Raw genomic sequence first — 16909 nt, forward strand, 5'->3', positions numbered from 1 at the left:
GGTCTGTATCGATGACTTCCGCACTGGGCGGAACCCGAGAAGGAGAATCACATGTCCCGGATGCTCTTCGTGAACCTGCCGATCAAGAACCTCGACGCGACCAAGCAGTTCTTCGGCGGACTCGGCTTCGAGTTCAACGCCACGTTCAGCGACGATTCCTGCACCGCCATGGTGATCAACGAGTCCACGTCCGTGATGCTCCTCGTCGAGTCCCGGTTCAAGGACTTCATCGAAGGCGGCATCTGCGACACCTCGAAGGCCGTCGAGGCGCTGCTGTGTATCTCGGCCGACAGCCGCGAGGAGGTCGACAGCCTGGTCGACAAGGCCCTCGCCTCCGGTGGCTCGGCGTGGGGCAAGCTCCAGGACGAGGGCTTCATGTACGGCCGCGCGTTCCGTGACCTGGACGGCCACGTCTGGGAGGTCATGTGGATGGATCCGGCCGCCGTGCCGGCGTAGGGGTCAGGCGGGCGGGGTCTCCGGCAGTCCGAACTTCTCGAACAGATCGATGTCGAAGAAGCAGACGACGTGGGAGACCCCGTCGGCCGTCACGTCCAGGACGTGCAGCTGAAACGGACGATGGACGCCGTCCTCCCCGCGCATGTACAGGCCGAGCGCCGGCTGTCCGTTCGACACCGTCGGCACCAGTCGCATGTCGCCTCGAGCCTTGGCCGGGCACTTTTCGCTGACCAGGGTGCCGATCGCGGTCCCGCCGCGGTACCAGCCCTCGAACGGCGGCATCTCCCAGACGGCGTCCTGGGTGAACAGTTCGACGATCCCGTCGATGTCGTAGTTCTCGAACGCGGCCACGTAGCGGTCGAGCAGTGCGCGTTCCTCGGGGGACTCCGGTTCGACGAGCGTGTCCGCCGACGGCGTGGCCAGTTCGAGTTGCGTCCGGGCACGCTGCAGCAGGCTGTTGACCGCCGTCGTGGTGGTGCCGAGGGCCGTCGCGACCTCCGACGCCTTCCACTGCAACACGTCGCGCAGGACGAGAACAGCGCGCTGACGTGCAGGAAGATGCTGAAGGGCCGCGATGAACGCCAACCGCACCGACTCGCGCGACGTCACGACGGTGGCGGGATCGCCGGCGTCGTCGTCGATGAGGCGGTTGGGGAGCGGCCCGAGCCACGGCACCTCGTGTCGTTCGACGAGTTCGGCGGTCGGGTCGGAGTCGGGAGCGCCCAGACCGCTCGGCAGCGGACGCTTCGACCTGTTCTGCAACGCCGTCAGGCAGGTGTTGGTGGCGATCTTGTACAGCCACGTCCGCAACGACGCCTGCTGCTGGTAGCCCTCGTATCCGCGCCACGCCCGGATGAACGTCTCCTGCATCTGGTCTTCGGCGTCGTGAAGTGAGCCCATCATGCGATAACAATGGGCGAGCAACTCGCGCCGGTAAGGGTCGGCGAGTGCGAGGAATTCCCCGTCGAGCGACTGCGCAGCCGTCATGGTTGGAGCTTACTGCGGCCATCCGACAGATGTCGGGCCCTCACGCCCGCCGACCCGGTGTTCAGCCCCAGTTCACCATCGGCTGACCCGTCTCGAGCAGCGTCTTCATTCCGCTCAGCACCTCGTTCCAGCCGCCGCCCGCGCCCTCGGGTTCGCGCCTGCCCGCGACCATCTCCGCCAGGCCCGGCGCATTGGTGAGGTCGTGTGTGACAGTCAGTTTCGCGACTCCGGGCCTGCTCGACTGCACGATCTCGTAGGTCAGCGTGGTGAAACCCTCCACGTTGTCGGCGTCCATCAGCATCCGCCACGTCTGAACCAGTTTCTTCGGCGGATCGGATTCGATCACCTCGCCGTCGACGATCACGTCCGGAACGCCGGGGTATTCCTTCATCGCGTCGTCCGCGCGCGTGCGGAACGACCCGCCCGCGCGGAGGTCGTAGTCGACGAGGCCGCCGTACCCGTACTGCTGCGACCACTCGGGTTTCGTGATGGCCTCCCAGATGGCCTCCGGCGTCGCCTTGATGTAGACGGCGTAGATCTGGATCGCGTCGACGGTAGTCATTTCTCTTCCTCCAGTTCGGATTTCAGCTGAGCGAGCGCCGAGGTGTGACGCTCGGTGTACTTGTCGATCCACCGGTTGTGGATCAGCTGTATCGGCACAGGATTGAGGTAATGCAGTTTCTCCCGGCCGGAGCGGCGCGTGACGACGAGTCCCGCGTCTTCGAGCACACGCAGATGCTTCATGACACCGAATCGCGTCATCTCGACGTGCGACTCGAGTTCGGTGAGCGTCTGACCATCCTGGGCGAACAATCGGTCGAGTATCAGGCGGCGGGTCGGATCGGCCAGCGCCTTGAAGACGTGATCGTCGTCCATGGATCGAGAATAGGTGACCATTTGGTCACATGTCAACGGTTGTGCGGCTTCGCCGCCCGTGAGTACTTGTTAACCGCGGGCGGTTAAGAAGTACTCACGGGCGAAGTTCGCACTTGGTTCATTCGCCCGCCACGGTGCGTCCACGAAGCCGGGCACCGCGGTACCTACCGTCCTGAGGATCCGGTTCGTCACCATGGAGGTTTCACACAGTGTCCACTGCACCACTCAACCGCCGCGGATTCCTCGGTCGCACCGCGCTCACCGGCCTCGGTGTGGCTCTCGCCGGAAGCGTCGACGCCCTCGTTCGCCCGGCGTTCGCGTCCGCGGCACCGGGACAGGCGATCGGTTATGGACCGCTCGTGCCGGACCCGAACCGCATTCTGTCGCTCCCGGTGGGCTTTTCGTACACCGTCGTCTCCCGGTCGGGCGAGACGCAGTTGGACGGTGGCCTGCCGGTGCCGAGCGACCCCGACGCGATCGGGGTGTTCGCGCGACCCGGCGGTTCCACGCTCGTCACCAACCATGAGATCGGTAGCGACGAACCGTTCGGCGTGCCGGCGCTCGACGGATTGACGTACGACACGGGCGCGCGCGGCGGCACGACCACGACTGCGGTCGGTGCCGACGGCGCACGGCAGGGCCAGTATGTCAGCGTCGCGGGCACCGTGAACAACTGTGCGGGCGGAATCACCCCCTGGGGGACCTGGTTGACCTGCGAGGAGACGGAGGCTCGCGCGGGGGAGGGCGGGTTCCTGCTCGACCATGGCTACGTCTTCGAGGTGGACCCCGCGAGCCAGGACGCGAACAGGGGCAAAAGTCCTGTGCCGCTGAAGTTCCTGGGGCGGTACGCGCACGAGGCCGTGGCGGTGGATCCGGCGTCGAGCACCATCTACCTCACGGAGGATGCGTCGGGGCCGAACGGGCTGTACTACCGGTGGACGCCGCCGCAGGGCTTCCGGGGCGGGCCGAACGCGCTGCGCGAACTCGCCCAGTCTCCGGGCGGCGACACCGCAGGCGCACTCCAGGCGATGGCCTGCTTCCAGGGCGGAACGCACGTCCCCGACCTGTCGCAGGCCACCGAGCCGGGCACCGTGTACTCCGTGCAGTGGGTCGGTGTGCCGGACCGTGACGCGACGAGCACGTCGGTGCGCAAGCAGTTCGGGAACGACGCCGTCACCCGGAGCCGCAAGCTGGAGGGGCAGTGGTGGGGCGACGGCGGCGCCTACTTCGTCGCGAGCTACGCACGGACCAGCGACGGCAGCGTCGCCGAGCACGACGGCCAGGTGTGGTTCTTCGACCCGGCGAAACAGACGGTCACCTTGAAGACGCTGTTCGGTGTCAATCCCGATCCGGCTGTCGACACCGGAAACTACGACGGGCCCGACAACATCACGGTCTCGCCGTACGGCGGTGTGATTCTCGCGGAGGACGGCGAAGGGATCAGTCACCTCGTGGGTGTCACGGCGGAGGGGGAGCCGTTCGCGATGGCTCGGAACGAGTTGAACGACAGCGAATTCTGCGGTCCGGCATTCAGCGCCGACGGGAGGATCCTGTTCGCGAACATTCAGTCACCGGGGCTGACACTGGCGATCACCGGTCCGTGGCACCGCCCCATGCCGTGAGTACTTATTAACACGGGCGGTTAATAAGTACTCACAGGCCGGAGGCAAAAACCCAGCCGCGGAGGGCGAGGAACCGCAGGCCGCCGACGACGGCGCTGACGGCGACGACGAGCGCGACCTGCACGAGGCCGTCGGCGCCGGGGAAGAGCGTGTGCAGGACGGCGAGCGCGAGGGAACTGACGGCCAGCCCGATCAGGGCGAGGGTCCCGCCCTCCCACTGTGCGACGAACCAGCGGACGCGATCCGCGGCGCGGAAGGTGAGCCGGCGGTGGAGTTCGTTGGCCAACACCGAACTGGTCACCACGCCGACCAGGTTGGCGACGAACGACCCGTACATGTCGAGGGTGAAGAACGCGAGAGCGTAGACCACATTGCTCGACGTGCCCACCAGGGTGAACCGGGTCAACTGAGCGAACACGCCGCCGGCCCGCCCACGTAGAGGGGGATACGTGGGCGAGCCGACGGCGTCGTGGAACTGAACGATCATCTCATTCAGCGGATGAGGGCACCGTTGCCGGTGTCCGTCACGTGACCGCCACCGAGGACGCCGGCCACTTGCTCTTCACTCAGTCCCAGCTCGCGCAGACGATCCCACACCTCGTCGAATTCGACGAGCTTGGCATTGAGATCGGTACGCAGGCGGTTGACCTCGTCGCGGATCTTCTCCGCTTCGTCGATCGCTTCCAGCGTCCGCTCCGGCTGGGGCAGGAGCATGGACAGGAGACGGTCCCGGGCGTCGGCGCTCAGCCCGGCGAAGGGCTGATGCTGATCGGCGGGGGCCTCGTGCCTGCCGCCGCGGACGTCGGACGACTGGATCGGCGCGGTGTCGGATTCGAGTGCGTACTCCGGGACGGGGGCGTACTCGGGTTCCTGGACGGGCTCCTGCTCGCTCGACAGGTCGATGGTGCGACGCAGCGGGCGGTTGGGGATCAGGATGACGGCGATCAGGGTGATGACGGCGACGACGGCGGCGATCAGGAAGATCCGCCCGGTGGCGTCACCGTATGCGGCGCGGATGACACCCTGCACGGGAGCGGGCATGGACGTCAGGTCCAGGCTTCCGCCGCCGCTGCTCGATCCGGTCGGGATGCGGAGTTTTGCGAAACCCTCGGCCGACAGGTCGGCGACGCGGGTGGCCAGCACCGAACCGAGAACCGAGACGCCGATCGCGCCACCGAAGGTCCGGAAGAACGCGACCGAGCTGGATGCCGCACCGATGTTCTGGACGCTGACGGTGTTCTGCACCGCGAGGACCAGGTTCTGCATCAGCATGCCCATGCCGAGACCGATGATCGCGATGTACGTGCCGACCAGGGTCAGGTTGGTCTCGTGATCGATGGTGCTGAGCAGTCCGAAGCCGACGATCATCAGGACGGCGCCGCCGACGACGAACGGCTTCCACTTGCCGAAGCGGGTGATGAGCTGTCCGGATCCGACCGTGCCGAGGAGCATGCCGGCGACCATCGGGATGGTGAGCACTCCGGCCATGGTGGGGGTATAGCCACGCGAGGTCTGGAAGTACTGGCCGAGGAACGTGGTGGAGCCGAACATTCCGACACCGACGGCGACGGACGCGATGATCGCGAGTCCGGTGGTCTTCTCCGTGACGATCTTGAGCGGGATGATCGGCGACTTGGCTTTGGCCTCGACGAGGATCGTCGCGGCCAGCAGGAGCACACCGGATCCGACGTACAGGGCGGTCTCACGGGAGAACCACTCGTAGTAGCCCGCCTTGCCGGCGAACGAGACCCAGATCAGCAGGATGGACACACCGGCGGTCAGCAGGAGGGCGCCGAGCCAGTCGATGGAGACGTCGTCCTTCTTCTCGGTCGCGAGGTGCAGTGTGCGCTGCAGCAGGAACAGTGCGATGACGGCGAGCGGGACGCACACGAAGAAGCACCAGCGCCAGCCGAGGGGGCTGTCGACGATGACGCCGCCCAGGATCGGACCGCCCGACATCGACACGGCCATGACGGCACCCATGTAGCCGGAGTAGCGGCCGCGTTCACGGGGCGAGACGATGGTGCCGATGATGGCGACGACGAGCGCTGTCAGGCCACCCATGCCGATGCCCTGGATGACACGCGCGGTCAGCAGGATCGGCACGTTGTGCGCGAATCCCGCGATCACCGAACCGATGACGAAGATGACGATCGCGCTCTGGACCAGGACCTTCTTGTTGAACAGGTCGGCGAGCTTGCCCCAGATGGGGGTCGAGGCGGCATTGGCGAGCAGTGCACTGGTGATGACCCAGGCGTATGCGGTCTGGGTGCCCTTCAGGTCGCCGATGATCGTCGGGAGTGCGGTGGCGACGATCGTGCTGCTCAGCAGGGCGGTGAACAGCGCTGCGAGCAGACCCGTGAGGGCTTCGAGGATTTGGCGGTGCGTCATGGCCGTCGTTTCTTCAACCGGCGGCCGAGTCTGTGTTTCGGTCATACGCTTTGTGTTCCAATCGGGTTCGAGCTCGTGACGATCCGGTGTTCTGGATCGACGAGTGTTTCCTTCAGGTGCCTGATCGAGTCGAGGGCAGTTGCTGCCTCGGTCTCGTTCCACCCCGTCAACAACTTCTGCATTCGTGCGGCACGCTGGGTTCGGAATTGTTTGACGTACGTCATTCCGACTTCCGAGACGCGTATTCGAAATGCGCGCCCGTCGGCGGGATCGGGATGGCGCGTGACGTAGCCGAACTCCACCAGGTCGGTGATCTGGCGACTGAGTGACGACTGGCCGACGCACATCTCGGTGGCCAATTCGTTCTGCCGGCATTCCCCGCGAGCCGCGAGGACGAGGAGGACCCCCGTCAGCGCGCGTGGCATGTGGCCGTCGGCTTCCGACATCAGGGCCTCCTTGAGCACTCGGCCGAAGAGGAAGACCTCGTCGATGAGCGCTTCGGTGGTGCCCAGAGATACGGAAGGCACTGACGTGATGGACATGGCAACCCCTGAAGGACGACTTACTTGATGCAAGCAACTATATACATCGTTAGTGCAAGCAAGTAAGCCATTTCGGTGTCTGGTGCATCACAAGGCGAAGTGACCTATTATCTGCGTATGAATGCAGATAAGCGCATTTGCCGGCGCAGGCTCGACGAAGACCAGGTAGGGCTGGTGGTCGAGGTCTTCCGCATGCTGGCCGATTCCACCCGGGTGCAGGTGCTGTGGCAGCTGGTGGGCGGCGAACTGTCGGTGAACGAGCTGGCCGAACGGGTCGGGAAGCCGGCGCCGTCCGTCTCGCAGCACCTCGCGAAGCTCCGGATGGCCCGCCTCGTGCACACGAGGCGGGAGGGCACGTCCATCTATTACAGCGTCGCCAACGAGCACGTGCAGCAGCTGGTGACCGACGCCGTGTTCAACGCCGAGCACGCAGGCCCCGGCATCCCCGGGCACCATCGCGCGTCGGGGGATCTGCAGGTCCTCCACGAGGGTGCGGATCTGGCCGCAGAGGAAGGTGCGTCGTGAAAGACCACGGCCACGGCCACGGCCACGGCCACGGGCACGGTCATTCGGGCGGCGTCCGCGGGGCGATCCGCGAGATCTTCGCCCCGCACAGCCACGACTCCGCGGACAGCGTCGACGACGCGCTCGAGGCCAGCGAGATCGGCATCCGGGCGGTGAAGATCAGCCTGGTGGTGCTGGGCGTCACCGCCCTGGCCCAGGTGGTCGTGGTGGTGCTGTCCGGTTCGGTCGCGCTCGCCGCCGACACGATCCACAACTTTTCGGACGCGCTGACGGCGGTCCCGCTGTGGATCGCGTTCGCCCTCGGACGGCGGGCGGCCACGCGGCGGTTCACGTACGGATACGGCCGGGCCGAAGACCTCGCCGGGTTGTTCGTCGTGGTGATGATCGCGTTGTCCGCGGTCGTCGCGGGCGTGGAGGCCATCCGGCGCCTGCTCGATCCCGTGCCCATCCAGCATCTCGGATGTGTGGCGCTCGCCGGGATCATCGGTTTCGCCGGCAACGAGTGGGTGGCGCTGTATCGCATCCGGATCGGCCGCCGGATCGGTTCCGCGGCCCTCGTGGCCGACGGACTGCACGCGCGGACCGATGGATTCACTTCTCTCGCCGTGGTATTGGGCGCAGGCGGTGTCGCGGCCGGTATTCCCCTCGCCGATCCTGTGGTGGGCCTGGTGATCACGGCCGCGATCCTGCTCGTGTTGCGGACCGCCGCCCGCGACGTGTTCCGGCGACTGATGGACGGCGTCGACCCCGGACTGGTCGACGCCGCCGAACAGGCCCTCGCCGCCGAACCGGGAGTGGTCGGGGTGCGGAGCGTGAAGATGCGCTGGATCGGGCACCGCCTGCACGCGGACGCCGAACTCGACGTCGACCCCTCGACCAGCCTCAGCGAGGCACACCGCGTCGCACACACTGCGGAACACACGCTCACCCACGCGGTCCCGAAGCTGAGCACCGCCCTTATCCACGCCTACCCGGCGCACGACGTGGAGGCGGCCGGCCGGCCGGGGTGACCCGCCGCTACCGCGGGTCGGGGCCGGTCGCGACCGGACGTCCGGGATCGGACGACCACTGCGACCAGGACCCCGGGTACAGGGCGGCGTCGATGCCGGCGAGCGCGAGCGCCGCGACCTGATGGGCCGCCGTCACACCCGATCCGCAGTAGACGCCGACCGGACGTCCGGGCTCGGCGCCGACCGCGGCGAACCGTGCGCGCAGCGCCTCGGCGGGCGCGAACTGGCCGTCGGGCCCGAGGTTCTCGGACGTCGGGGCGCTGTGGGCGCCGGGAATGTGCCCGGCGCGGGGGTCGACGGGTTCGGTCGCTCCCGAATACCGCTCGGCGGCGCGGGCATCGAGAAGGTGACCGCGGGCGGCGAATTCGGCGGCCTCGTCCGCGGTCAGCGTCGCCAGGTGGCCCGCGGTGAGCACGACGTCGCCGGGGACTCGCGCCTGTTCGTCGCCGGATCGGACGGGGTGACCAGCCGACGTCCACGCGCCGAGGCCGCCGTCGAGCATGCTCACGTCGGCAACGCCCGCCCAGCGCAGCAGCCACCATGCCCGCGCGGCGGCGAGGTTCCCCGTCGCGTCGTAGACCACGACCGCGCTGTCCGCCCGGATTCCCCACCGGCGCGCGGCGTCCTGGAGGTCCGTCACCGCCGGTAGCGGATGCCTGCCGAGTTCCGGGCGTCCCGGTGCGGCGAGTTCGGTGTCGAGGTCGACGAACACGGCCCCGGGAATGTGCGCGTCGAGATAGTGCTGCCTGCCCTCGGTGTCGCCGAGGGCCCACCGCACGTCCAGCAGGACCGGGGGAGCGTCGCTGCGCAACAGCGCCGCCAACTCGTCGAGCGTCACCACAGGGCTCATCGCACCACTGTCGCACAACGAAGGTTCCGCGTGCCGCGGAGACGGGACCCTGGCACGAGTGACGGGACGTCTGTGGACGGCGCTGGTCGTGGTCGCACTGTTCGGACTGGTGGGGTGTGCAGCGGTCCCGCCGCCGAGGACGCTGCCCCCGGTTTCCCCGGGTACAGGCCTCCCCGTCTGGTCTGACTCTCGACGGACGCCCGCGGTGCCGGACTGAACGCCTTTGACGTCCTCTCGGCCGTAATCGACCGAGATTCCCCTCGAGACTCACGTCCCGAGGTTCCTGTTTCACCGACAGTCGCCGCCCCACACGTTATGTGCGGGGCGGTCTCACACCGTCTCCGCAGGCTGCCACCGTCAGTCCGACGGCCAAAATATTCTTCGCCGCGTTCACATCCCGATCGTGGACGGCGCCGCAGCGGCACGTCCACTCCCGCACGTTCAGCGGCATCGCCCCGGCGATTGCCCCGCACGCCGAGCAGGTCTTCGACGACGGACAGAACCGGTCGATCGCCACCACCCGCCGCCCGTACCAGTCGGCCTTGTACTCGAGCATCGACCGGAACTCGGACCAACCCGCATCCGAGATCGCCCGAGACAACGACCGATTCTTCACCATGTTCCGCACACTCAGATCCTCGATGGCGATCACTTGATTTTCGCGCACCAATCGAGTGGAGAGTTTGTGCAGATAATCGCGACGACGATCGGCGATCCGACCATGAATCTTCGCGACCTTCAGTCGAGCCTTGGCCCGGTTCCGGGACCCCTTCTCCTTCTTGGCCAGCACCCGCTGCGCCTTCGCCAGCCGCTCACGGTCCCTGCGCTCATGGCGCGGGTTGGTGATCTTCTCCCCCGTCGAGAGCGTGTAGAGGCTGGTGATCCCGGCGTCGAGCCCGACCACCCGACTGACAGATTCGAGTTCGCTGATGGTGTCCTCGACGAGGATCGAGATGTGGTACTGACCGCGGGCATTGCGCGACACCGTCACCTGCGACGGCACGGCCCCCTCCGGCAGTGGCCTCGACCACCGAATATCCAGGGGTTCGGACTGCTTGGCCAACCGGATCTGCCCGCCGCGGTAGGTGAAGCAGTTCGAGTAGTAGGTCGCCGAATCCTTCGACCGGCCCTTCCTCTTAAATTGCGGGTAGCGGGTCTGCTTGCGCCAGAACTTCTCGAACGCGCCCTGCAACTGCCGCAGCGATTCCTGCAACGGCCCCTTCGACGGCTCCGCCAACCACTCCGTCTCGGTGTCCCGCTTCCATCCGGTGAGCATCTTCGAGGTGTCCGCGTAGGTGACCCGGTGCTGCTCCTGCGACCAGGCACGCGAGCGCTCGGCCAACGCCCGGTTGTAGACATACCGGGTGCACCCGAACGTCTGAGCAAGCTGTTCGGCCTGCACCGCAGTCGGATAGAAACGGTACTTGAACGCCCGCTTCACCACCCTCCCCGCCATAACCCAGACACTAGCCACACCGTCCGACAAAACCAGATCGGCAATCCCGGACCTGAAGGACCGGGCTTGCGCCGAAAGACTCACGGATCAACTGGCCACCGACTCGTCCGTCACCCGTGGGTGCGGCGCGGAGGTGGACGTGGACGGGTTTGCGGGTTCTTCGGGACCCTGCCGGAGGGGTCGCTCACACGGTTCAACGCGTTCCAGTGCACAAAATTGAACCGAGACTCCACTCGTCTCGTCCGAGGGCCGCTTCGGCCCCGCAGCATGGGAGAGTGGCGCGTCAGTACGATCCCAAGGCTGCCGACGCGCAGACCAGTTCCCCTCCTATGGTCAGATATCAGCCCCGACGGACGGGTGTCCGCCCGTACGGTTGCCGTACGGGCGTGGTGTTCGGCAGTTCGGGGATCGGCCGTGTCACCGGAAACGAGTCGAGAGTGAACCGGTTTCCGTGGTGGGCGAGCTCAACCGGTTCGCCCGACAGCAGGCGGTACGTTGCGGTCTTCGCGCGGATGTCCACGTGGATCTGGCTGCCCCGCACCGTCATCCGGAAGGACAGGTTGACCAGCTGTGGTGGTATCCGCGGTGCGAAGGAGATGTCGCCGTCGTGGTCGCGCATGCCGCCGAATCCTGCGACACACGCCATCCACGTCCCGGCGAGTGATGCGATGTGCAAACCGTTCTCCACGTTGGAGTGGAGGTCGTGGAGGTCGGTCAGCGCGGCCTCGGCGAGGTAGTCGTAGGCGAGTTGGAGTTGACCGACCTCGGCTGCCATCACGGACTGCACGCACGCCGACAGGGACGAGTCCCGAACGGTAAGGGCCTCGTAGTAGGCGAAATTGGCGATCTTCTGTTCGTCGGTGAAGGCGTCGCCCCGCAGATACATTGCCAGCACCAGGTCGGCCTGCTTCACCACCTGCTTGCGGTAGAGGTCGAAGTACGGGTAGTGGAGCAGCAGCGGATAGTGCTCGGGCGGTGTGCCTTCGAAGTCCCACTCGTCGTGGTGCGTGAAGGCGTCGGATTGCTGGTGGACGCCGAGTGCGTCGTCGAACGGAATGCGCATGTGCTCGGCGGCATCTCGCCAGAGTGCTGCTTCCTCGTCGTCCACACCGAGCTCGCGCGCCAGGCCGGGGCGTCTCTCGCAGGCGGCCGCCGCGTCCCGCAGATTCTTCTGCGCCATGAGGTTGGTGAACACGTTGTTGTCGGCGACAGCGGTGTACTCGTCCGGTCCGGTGACGCCGTCGAGCCGGAACTCGCCCTGCGCATTGTGGTGGCCGAGCGACGTCCACAGTCGGGCGGTCTCCACGAGAAGTTCGACGCCGCATTCGGCTTCGAATTCCTCGTCCCCGGTCGCGGCCAGGTACCGGGACGTAGCCACGGCGACGTCGGCACCCACGTGGAAGGCCGCGGTTCCCGCGGGCCAGTAGCCGGAGCATTCCTCGCCGTTGATGGAGCGCCACGGGAATACGGCGCCGGCCTGACCGAGCTGGAGTGCGCGGTTCTTCGCCATGTCCAGAGTGGAGTGTCGCCAGCGCAGTGCGTCGCGTGCCGAGTCCGGCACCGTGTACGTGAGCAGCGGGAGGACGAACGTCTCGGTGTCCCAGAACGCATGTCCGTCGTATCCGGGCCCGGTCAGGCCCTTCGCCGGGATCGCGCGCGACTCACCGCGAGCACCCGCCTGCAGCACGTGGAACAGTGCAAATCGCACCGCCTGCTGCAGTTCCGCGTCACCGTCGATCTCGACGTCGGCCGTCGCCCAGAAGATGTCGAGGTACTCCCGCTGCCGTTTCAGCAGGGTCTCCCAGCCGGTTTCGAGTGCTCCGGCGAGCGCTCCCTCGACCTGGCCGCGCAGGGCAGGCGTCGACCGCCGCGCCGACCACCCGTAGGCCAGGTACTTCGTCACCTCGAGGCGTTCACCTTGCGGAATGTCGACGGCCACGGTGAGCCGGGCCAGATCCTCTTCCGTCTCGATGCTGCACCGTCCGTTGGCGGGGTACTCGATCTCGTGGTCCATACCCGCGGCCATCCGCAGCCCCGAGGCCCTCGTGTGGTGGGCGAGCACAGCCCTGAAGTCGTGGGCGGCGGCGAAATCGGAGACCAGGGGAGTGTCGAGGGCGGCGGCCACTCTCGGGTCGTCCGTACGGGCCGGGATGTGTTCGTTGGCGAGCAGATCCGACTGCAGGACGAGTTCGATGTCGCCGTCGAGCGGTTCGACCTCGTAGTGGATGGCGGCGACCGCACGCGAGGTGAACGAGACGAGGCGTTCCGAATGGATACGCACCCGGCGTCCGGTCGGTGACGTCCACTCCGTGGTGCGGCGCAGGGTGCCCGAGCGGAAGTCGAGGACGCGTTCGTGCGCCGGTGCGCTGCCGTACCGCATGTCCATGGGCTCGTCCTCGACGAGCAGGCGGATGATGCTGCCGTCGGTCACGTTGACGACGGTCTGCCCGTCTTCGGGGTAGCCGTAGCCTGCCTCCGCGTACGGCAGGGGGCGCTGCTCGTAGAACCCGTTGAGATAGGTGCCGGGGAGACCGCGCGGTTCACCCTCCTCGAACGTGCCACGAATCCCGATGTGCCCGTTGGACAGTGCGAAGGTGGATTCGGTGGCGTGCAGTGCCTCCAGATCCAGTCCGCGCCATTTCAGCTGCCACGGCGAGATCTCGTAGCCCTTGTCGTCCATGCTCACCTCTCCAGGAGTTCGGCCAGGTCGTTCACCACCACGTCGGCGCCGTGCTCGCGAAGCGCGTCGGCCTGATCGCCCCGGTTCACCCCGACGACGTAGCCGAATTCCCCTGCGCGCCCCGATTCCACCCCGGACAGGGCGTCCTCGAACACGGCGGCCTGGTCGGGGTGCACGTTGAGTGCGCGGGCGGCCGCGAGATACGAATCCGGCGCGGGTTTTCCGCGGAGACCCTGCTCCCGGATCACCACGCCGTCGATGCGGACGTGGACGTAGCGGCTCAGGTCGGCGGCGTCGAGTACGGACTTCCCGTTCGCGGAGGACGTGACGACCGCGATCTTCAGGCCTGCGTCGTAGGCCGCGCTGATGTAGCGGACCGACCCGGGGTAGGGGCTGGGGCCCTCCTCGTCGATGACCTTCAGCAGCAGCCGGTTCTTGCTGTTCCCGACGCCGTTCACGGTCTCGGCGCCGGGCGGATCGTCCGGCGACCCCTCCGGCAACGTGATGCTGCGGGAGGTGAGGAAGGTCCGGACCCCGTCGGCGCGGGGGCGTCCGTCGACGTAGTCGTAGTAGTCCTGGTCGGTGAACGGGTGGAAGTTCGCGCCCTCCCGGTGCTTCAGGAACTCGTCGAATGTGCGTTTCCACGCCTTCCGGTGCAGTACCGCCGTTGCCGTGAGCACACCGTCGAGATCGAACAAGCAGGCCGAGATCGCATCAGGCAGTCCCATCACCTCCCCGACGGTACCGCCGTCGACCGCGGATTTGCTGAGGCGCGCGCAAATCCTGCACCCGATCGACCGGCACGTGGTCGTTGACTTCGAGGCGACAACGGTCGAATACTGAGAGTTCCAACCGACTGTTGCGGAGTGCACCGTGAACGTGGAGGAACCGGTCCCGTCGGACCAAGTGAAGTCCCTCGCTGTTCGGTCGATCGAGCTCATGGCGAACGGAAGCCGCGCCGATTTCGACGCCGTCGTCCACCCGGATGCATTCAACCGGGAGAGTGCGACCGAACCCCCGCGGACGCGAGGACGCGGACCCGACGCGTTCTACGCCACCGCCGTATGGCTGCGCTCCGCCTTCTCCGAGCTGCGGTTCGACGTCGAGGACGTCGTGGTCGAGGGCGACCTCGCCGTCGTCTACACGATCATGAAGGGCAGGCACGCCGGCCCCTTCGTCGTCTACGACGAGCGCGGATCGATCGACCAGGTGTTCGCGCCGACGGGGCGAGTGCTCGCGGTCAACCAGTCGCACTGGTTGCGCGTCGAAGACGGCCGCGTCGTCGAGCACTGGGCAACCCGGGACGACCTCGGTCAGGCAGTCCAGCTGGGCTGGGTTCCGCCGACCCCGCTGTCGCTGGTGCGCAATGCCTGGGCCAAGCGTGCGGCGCGCAGAAACGCGCAGAGCTGAGCCGCAGGTGACGGTTCCTCGCACACGCTGTCGGCCGAGCGCACCCATCAGGCCCGACCCCGAGCCCCCTGGAGGCACCGCATGGCACGCATCCTGTTCGTGACCTGGGACGGAGGCGGCAACGTGCCACCCGCTCTCGGCATCGCGACGGAGGCACGCAACCGCGGTCACCGGGTCCGATTTCTCGGACACGCCCAGCAACGCCGGCGGATCGAAAGTCACGGTTTCCCGTTCACGCCCTACACCCACGCACGACCCTGGCAGTCGACCACCAATCATCCCGGTATCACCGGCTTGTACCAATCGCTTGCTGTCTTCACCGACGCCGGGCCCGGAATCGATCTGCTCGACACCGTCGCGCGCGAGCCGACGGACGTGGTCGTGGTCGATTGCCTGCTGTATGGGGCCCTGCAGGCCGCCGCCGACGCGCACCTGACGCGCGTGACGCTGGTCCACACCTACTACGAATTCATGTATCGAGGCGTGACACGTGGTGTGACGCCCGTGATGGCCCGTCTGAAAGGTCAGCGGCCACTGAAGCTGTGGACGTCGTCGGACCTGGCGCTGGTGACGACCGACAAGGACCTCGATCCGGCCTCCCGCCGAAGCCTGCCGGACTCCGTCCACTACACCGGGGTGGTGCGACATCCGATGCCGTCCACGTTGACGCCCGTGTCCGAACGTGATCCGCTGATCCTGGTCAGCCTCAGCAGCCTCAACTTCGACGGGCAGCAGCGGGCACTGCGAAATATCCTCGAGGCTGTCGGTGGACTGCCCGCCCATACCGTGGTCACGACCGGACCGTCCGTCGACCCGGCAACCTTCACGGCGGGCCCGAACATCGAAGTACACGGCTACGTTCCACACGAACAGATCCTGCCGACCGCCACCCTCGTCATCGGACACGGCGGCCACGACACCACCATGCGCGCCCTCGCGCACGACCTTCCCCTGATCGTTCTGCCGATCCACCCGGCGCTCGATCAAAAGATGATCGGCCGCAGTCTGGAGCAGCGCGGCGTCGCCCGTTGCCTCCGCAAGACGGCCGCGCCCGAGCGCATCCGGTCGGCGGTCGGCGAGCTGCTCGTAGCCGGACCACACAGGACGACCGCAGCAACTCTGGGAGCGCGGATCCGCGCCCATGACGGTGCCGTTCATGCCGCGGATCTCATCGATCAACTGCCGATCGGAGAACGACGGAGGGGAGTGCGATGACCGGCGGGCGTCGAGCGGGGGATCAGTCCGAAATGCTGTTGACGCGATCGGCGAGCAGCTCACAATAGGTGCGATCGGTGCCCGGCGCGATGCGCACCCAGTAACTGGTGTGGTCGCCCCGGAACAGGTACCCGTTCACGTCGTCGATGGCCTCGGAGTATTGCTGCCACACCGTCCAGGGTCGCCACCAGTTCAGGATCACCGCCTGCCACCTTCTGGTGCGGAGCCGATCGAGGAGGTCCACCACCCACGCCCTCGGGTCGGCCAGCGAGAAGGCCGCCGACTGGTCCGCGAACGTCCGCAGCGGCGAGTTGCCCGGACAGCAGCAGATGGCGTCCAGCGGGTCGGCGATCTGCCACACGGGCATCCCCGTGATCGGGCGTTGCCCCGCAATGCCCCAGCCCGGCAGGTCCGGAGATGCAGGTCGCAGCGGATCGGCGATCAGTCCGACCCCACGCACGTCCAGGGTGGGGTGCTGCCCCCGTCCCACCTCGGCCGCCACGTTGCCGGCGAGCGCAGCGCCTCCCGAGTAGCCGAGCAGAACAACGGGATTCGGGTCGTCGGCGATCATCCGCAACAGGAGTGTCCGTCCTTCGGACAGCGCCTTGTCGAATGCTGATCCACCCGGATCGGGCACCGGTCCGTAACTTGCCTCCCACGGAACCTGCTTGACGACGAACCGTGCGGGAGCCAGGAGTGACGTGGTGTTGGTGAGCATGTTGACGTCGAGATCCTCACCGATGCCGCGACAGCACAGAACGGTGATCATCCAACCTCCCAGGTGAGTGCCGCTGCGCGTCCGAGCACACTTTCCCACTCACCTGCGGGGGTGTCCTCCGATCGGGGGAATCGGGATTCATCCGATGCGCGACCTGATCGGAGGACAGAC

General features: G+C 66.9%; 17 protein-coding genes. 6 read left to right on the plus strand and 11 right to left on the minus strand.

The genetic code is table 11. The features are described 5' to 3' along the window. Positions 1-51 precede the first annotated feature (51 nt). Positions 52-456, plus strand: coding sequence for a VOC family protein (locus JWS14_RS29595; protein WP_015889204.1), 405 nt, complete (start codon positions 52-54; stop codon positions 454-456). A 3-nt stretch (positions 457-459) separates the two neighbouring features. Here JWS14_RS29595 and JWS14_RS29600 read toward each other — a convergent pair whose 3' ends face one another. The 3 genes from JWS14_RS29600 to JWS14_RS29610 all read right to left on the minus strand — a co-directional run bounded on the left by JWS14_RS29600 (position 460) and on the right by JWS14_RS29610 (position 2319). Continuing rightward, positions 460-1443, minus strand: a complete 984-nt coding sequence (locus tag JWS14_RS29600; RefSeq protein WP_206015015.1) for a sigma-70 family RNA polymerase sigma factor — start codon at positions 1441-1443, stop codon at positions 460-462. Positions 1444-1504: 61 nt separating this feature from the next. After that, positions 1505-2005 (minus strand): SRPBCC family protein, encoded by a 501-nt coding sequence (locus JWS14_RS29605; protein WP_206015016.1) that lies wholly within the window; start codon positions 2003-2005, stop codon positions 1505-1507. After that, complete coding sequence (locus JWS14_RS29610; protein ID WP_174705445.1) at positions 2002-2319, minus strand: ArsR/SmtB family transcription factor; 318 nt, start codon at positions 2317-2319, stop codon at positions 2002-2004. Before JWS14_RS29610 ends, JWS14_RS29605 begins: the two co-directional genes overlap by 4 nt. A 209-nt stretch (positions 2320-2528) precedes the next feature. Here JWS14_RS29610 and JWS14_RS29615 point away from each other — a divergent pair, with 209 nt between their 5' ends. Next, positions 2529-3941, plus strand: coding sequence for an alkaline phosphatase PhoX (locus tag JWS14_RS29615; RefSeq protein ID WP_206015017.1), 1413 nt, complete (start codon positions 2529-2531; stop codon positions 3939-3941). A gap of 31 nt (positions 3942-3972) precedes the next feature. Here the strand turns inward: JWS14_RS29615 and JWS14_RS29620 are convergent, their stop codons facing one another. From JWS14_RS29620 to JWS14_RS29630, 3 genes are read right to left on the minus strand one after another with little or no spacing between them, the layout of a single operon-like run. Further along, positions 3973-4428 carry a GtrA family protein gene (locus JWS14_RS29620; protein WP_095861364.1) on the minus strand — a complete coding sequence of 152 codons (456 nt, stop codon included), beginning with the start codon at positions 4426-4428 and terminating at the stop codon, positions 3973-3975. Positions 4429-4433: 5 nt separating this feature from the next. After that, the gene (locus JWS14_RS29625) at positions 4434-6377 is read right to left on the minus strand and encodes an MDR family MFS transporter (protein WP_206015018.1); all 1944 of its coding nucleotides are present in this window, start codon (positions 6375-6377) and stop codon (positions 4434-4436) included. Next, positions 6374-6874, minus strand: coding sequence for a MarR family winged helix-turn-helix transcriptional regulator (locus tag JWS14_RS29630; protein ID WP_095861362.1), 501 nt, complete (start codon positions 6872-6874; stop codon positions 6374-6376). Before JWS14_RS29630 ends, JWS14_RS29625 begins: the two co-directional genes overlap by 4 nt. Before the next feature lie 117 nt (positions 6875-6991). On the opposite strand from JWS14_RS29630, the gene JWS14_RS29635 reads away from it, so the two are divergent. Further along, positions 6992-7399 (plus strand): ArsR/SmtB family transcription factor, encoded by a 408-nt coding sequence (locus JWS14_RS29635; protein ID WP_095861361.1) that lies wholly within the window; start codon positions 6992-6994, stop codon positions 7397-7399. Further along, on the plus strand, positions 7396-8409 hold the full coding sequence (locus JWS14_RS29640) for a cation diffusion facilitator family transporter (protein WP_206015019.1): 1014 nt from the start codon (positions 7396-7398) through the stop codon (positions 8407-8409). The genes JWS14_RS29635 and JWS14_RS29640 overlap by 4 nt, the downstream gene beginning before the upstream one ends. A gap of 7 nt (positions 8410-8416) precedes the next feature. Here JWS14_RS29640 and JWS14_RS29645 read toward each other — a convergent pair whose 3' ends face one another. The 4 genes from JWS14_RS29645 to JWS14_RS29660 form a co-directional block, all read right to left on the minus strand. Then, entirely contained in the window at positions 8417-9250 is an 834-nt protein-coding gene (locus JWS14_RS29645; RefSeq protein WP_095861359.1) for a sulfurtransferase, read from the minus strand. 322 nt (positions 9251-9572) lie between these two features. Next, complete coding sequence (locus JWS14_RS29650) at positions 9573-10715, minus strand: RNA-guided endonuclease InsQ/TnpB family protein (protein ID WP_206015020.1); 1143 nt, start codon at positions 10713-10715, stop codon at positions 9573-9575. 340 nt (positions 10716-11055) lie between these two features. Then, positions 11056-13395 carry a glycoside hydrolase family 65 protein gene (locus JWS14_RS29655; RefSeq protein WP_095861357.1) on the minus strand — a complete coding sequence of 780 codons (2340 nt, stop codon included), beginning with the start codon at positions 13393-13395 and terminating at the stop codon, positions 11056-11058. 2 nt (positions 13396-13397) lie between these two features. Then, the gene (locus JWS14_RS29660) at positions 13398-14123 is read right to left on the minus strand and encodes an HAD family hydrolase (protein ID WP_095861356.1); all 726 of its coding nucleotides are present in this window, start codon (positions 14121-14123) and stop codon (positions 13398-13400) included. A gap of 145 nt (positions 14124-14268) precedes the next feature. Between JWS14_RS29660 and JWS14_RS29665 the strand changes: the two genes are divergently transcribed. Then, the gene (locus JWS14_RS29665) at positions 14269-14805 is read left to right on the plus strand and encodes an ester cyclase (protein WP_241031502.1); all 537 of its coding nucleotides are present in this window, start codon (positions 14269-14271) and stop codon (positions 14803-14805) included. Positions 14806-14886: 81 nt separating this feature from the next. Next, positions 14887-16020 (plus strand): glycosyltransferase, encoded by a 1134-nt coding sequence (locus JWS14_RS29670; protein ID WP_206015021.1) that lies wholly within the window; start codon positions 14887-14889, stop codon positions 16018-16020. Between the two features lie 22 nt (positions 16021-16042). On the opposite strand, the gene JWS14_RS29675 is transcribed toward JWS14_RS29670, so the two are convergent. Next, positions 16043-16789: an alpha/beta hydrolase family protein gene (locus tag JWS14_RS29675; RefSeq protein WP_072937506.1), complete on the minus strand. Its 747-nt coding sequence runs from the start codon at positions 16787-16789 to the stop codon at positions 16043-16045. Positions 16790-16909 lie beyond the last annotated feature (120 nt).

Origin of the sequence: Rhodococcus koreensis, from assembly GCF_017068375.1 — a bacterium.
GTDB lineage: Bacteria > Actinomycetota > Actinomycetes > Mycobacteriales > Mycobacteriaceae > Rhodococcus_F > Rhodococcus_F koreensis.

Bases quoted from the DNA above. Each gene is read 5' to 3' on its own strand.
- JWS14_RS29595 (WP_015889204.1), top strand. From the start codon at position 52: ATGTCCCGGATGCTCTTCGTGAACCTGCCGATCAAGAACCTCGACGCG.
- JWS14_RS29600 (WP_206015015.1), bottom strand. From the start codon at position 1,443: ATGACGGCTGCGCAGTCGCTCGACGGGGAATTCCTCGCACTCGCCGAC.
- JWS14_RS29605 (WP_206015016.1), bottom strand. From the start codon at position 2,005: ATGACTACCGTCGACGCGATCCAGATCTACGCCGTCTACATCAAGGCG.
- JWS14_RS29610 (WP_174705445.1), bottom strand. From the start codon at position 2,319: ATGGACGACGATCACGTCTTCAAGGCGCTGGCCGATCCGACCCGCCGC.
- JWS14_RS29620 (WP_095861364.1), bottom strand. From the start codon at position 4,428: ATGATCGTTCAGTTCCACGACGCCGTCGGCTCGCCCACGTATCCCCCT.
- JWS14_RS29625 (WP_206015018.1), bottom strand. From the start codon at position 6,377: ATGACCGAAACACAGACTCGGCCGCCGGTTGAAGAAACGACGGCCATG.
- JWS14_RS29630 (WP_095861362.1), bottom strand. From the start codon at position 6,874: ATGTCCATCACGTCAGTGCCTTCCGTATCTCTGGGCACCACCGAAGCG.
- JWS14_RS29635 (WP_095861361.1), top strand. From the start codon at position 6,992: ATGAATGCAGATAAGCGCATTTGCCGGCGCAGGCTCGACGAAGACCAG.
- JWS14_RS29650 (WP_206015020.1), bottom strand. From the start codon at position 10,715: ATGGCGGGGAGGGTGGTGAAGCGGGCGTTCAAGTACCGTTTCTATCCG.
- JWS14_RS29655 (WP_095861357.1), bottom strand. From the start codon at position 13,395: ATGGACGACAAGGGCTACGAGATCTCGCCGTGGCAGCTGAAATGGCGC.
- JWS14_RS29660 (WP_095861356.1), bottom strand. From the start codon at position 14,123: ATGGGACTGCCTGATGCGATCTCGGCCTGCTTGTTCGATCTCGACGGT.
- JWS14_RS29670 (WP_206015021.1), top strand. From the start codon at position 14,887: ATGGCACGCATCCTGTTCGTGACCTGGGACGGAGGCGGCAACGTGCCA.
- JWS14_RS29675 (WP_072937506.1), bottom strand. From the start codon at position 16,789: ATGATCACCGTTCTGTGCTGTCGCGGCATCGGTGAGGATCTCGACGTC.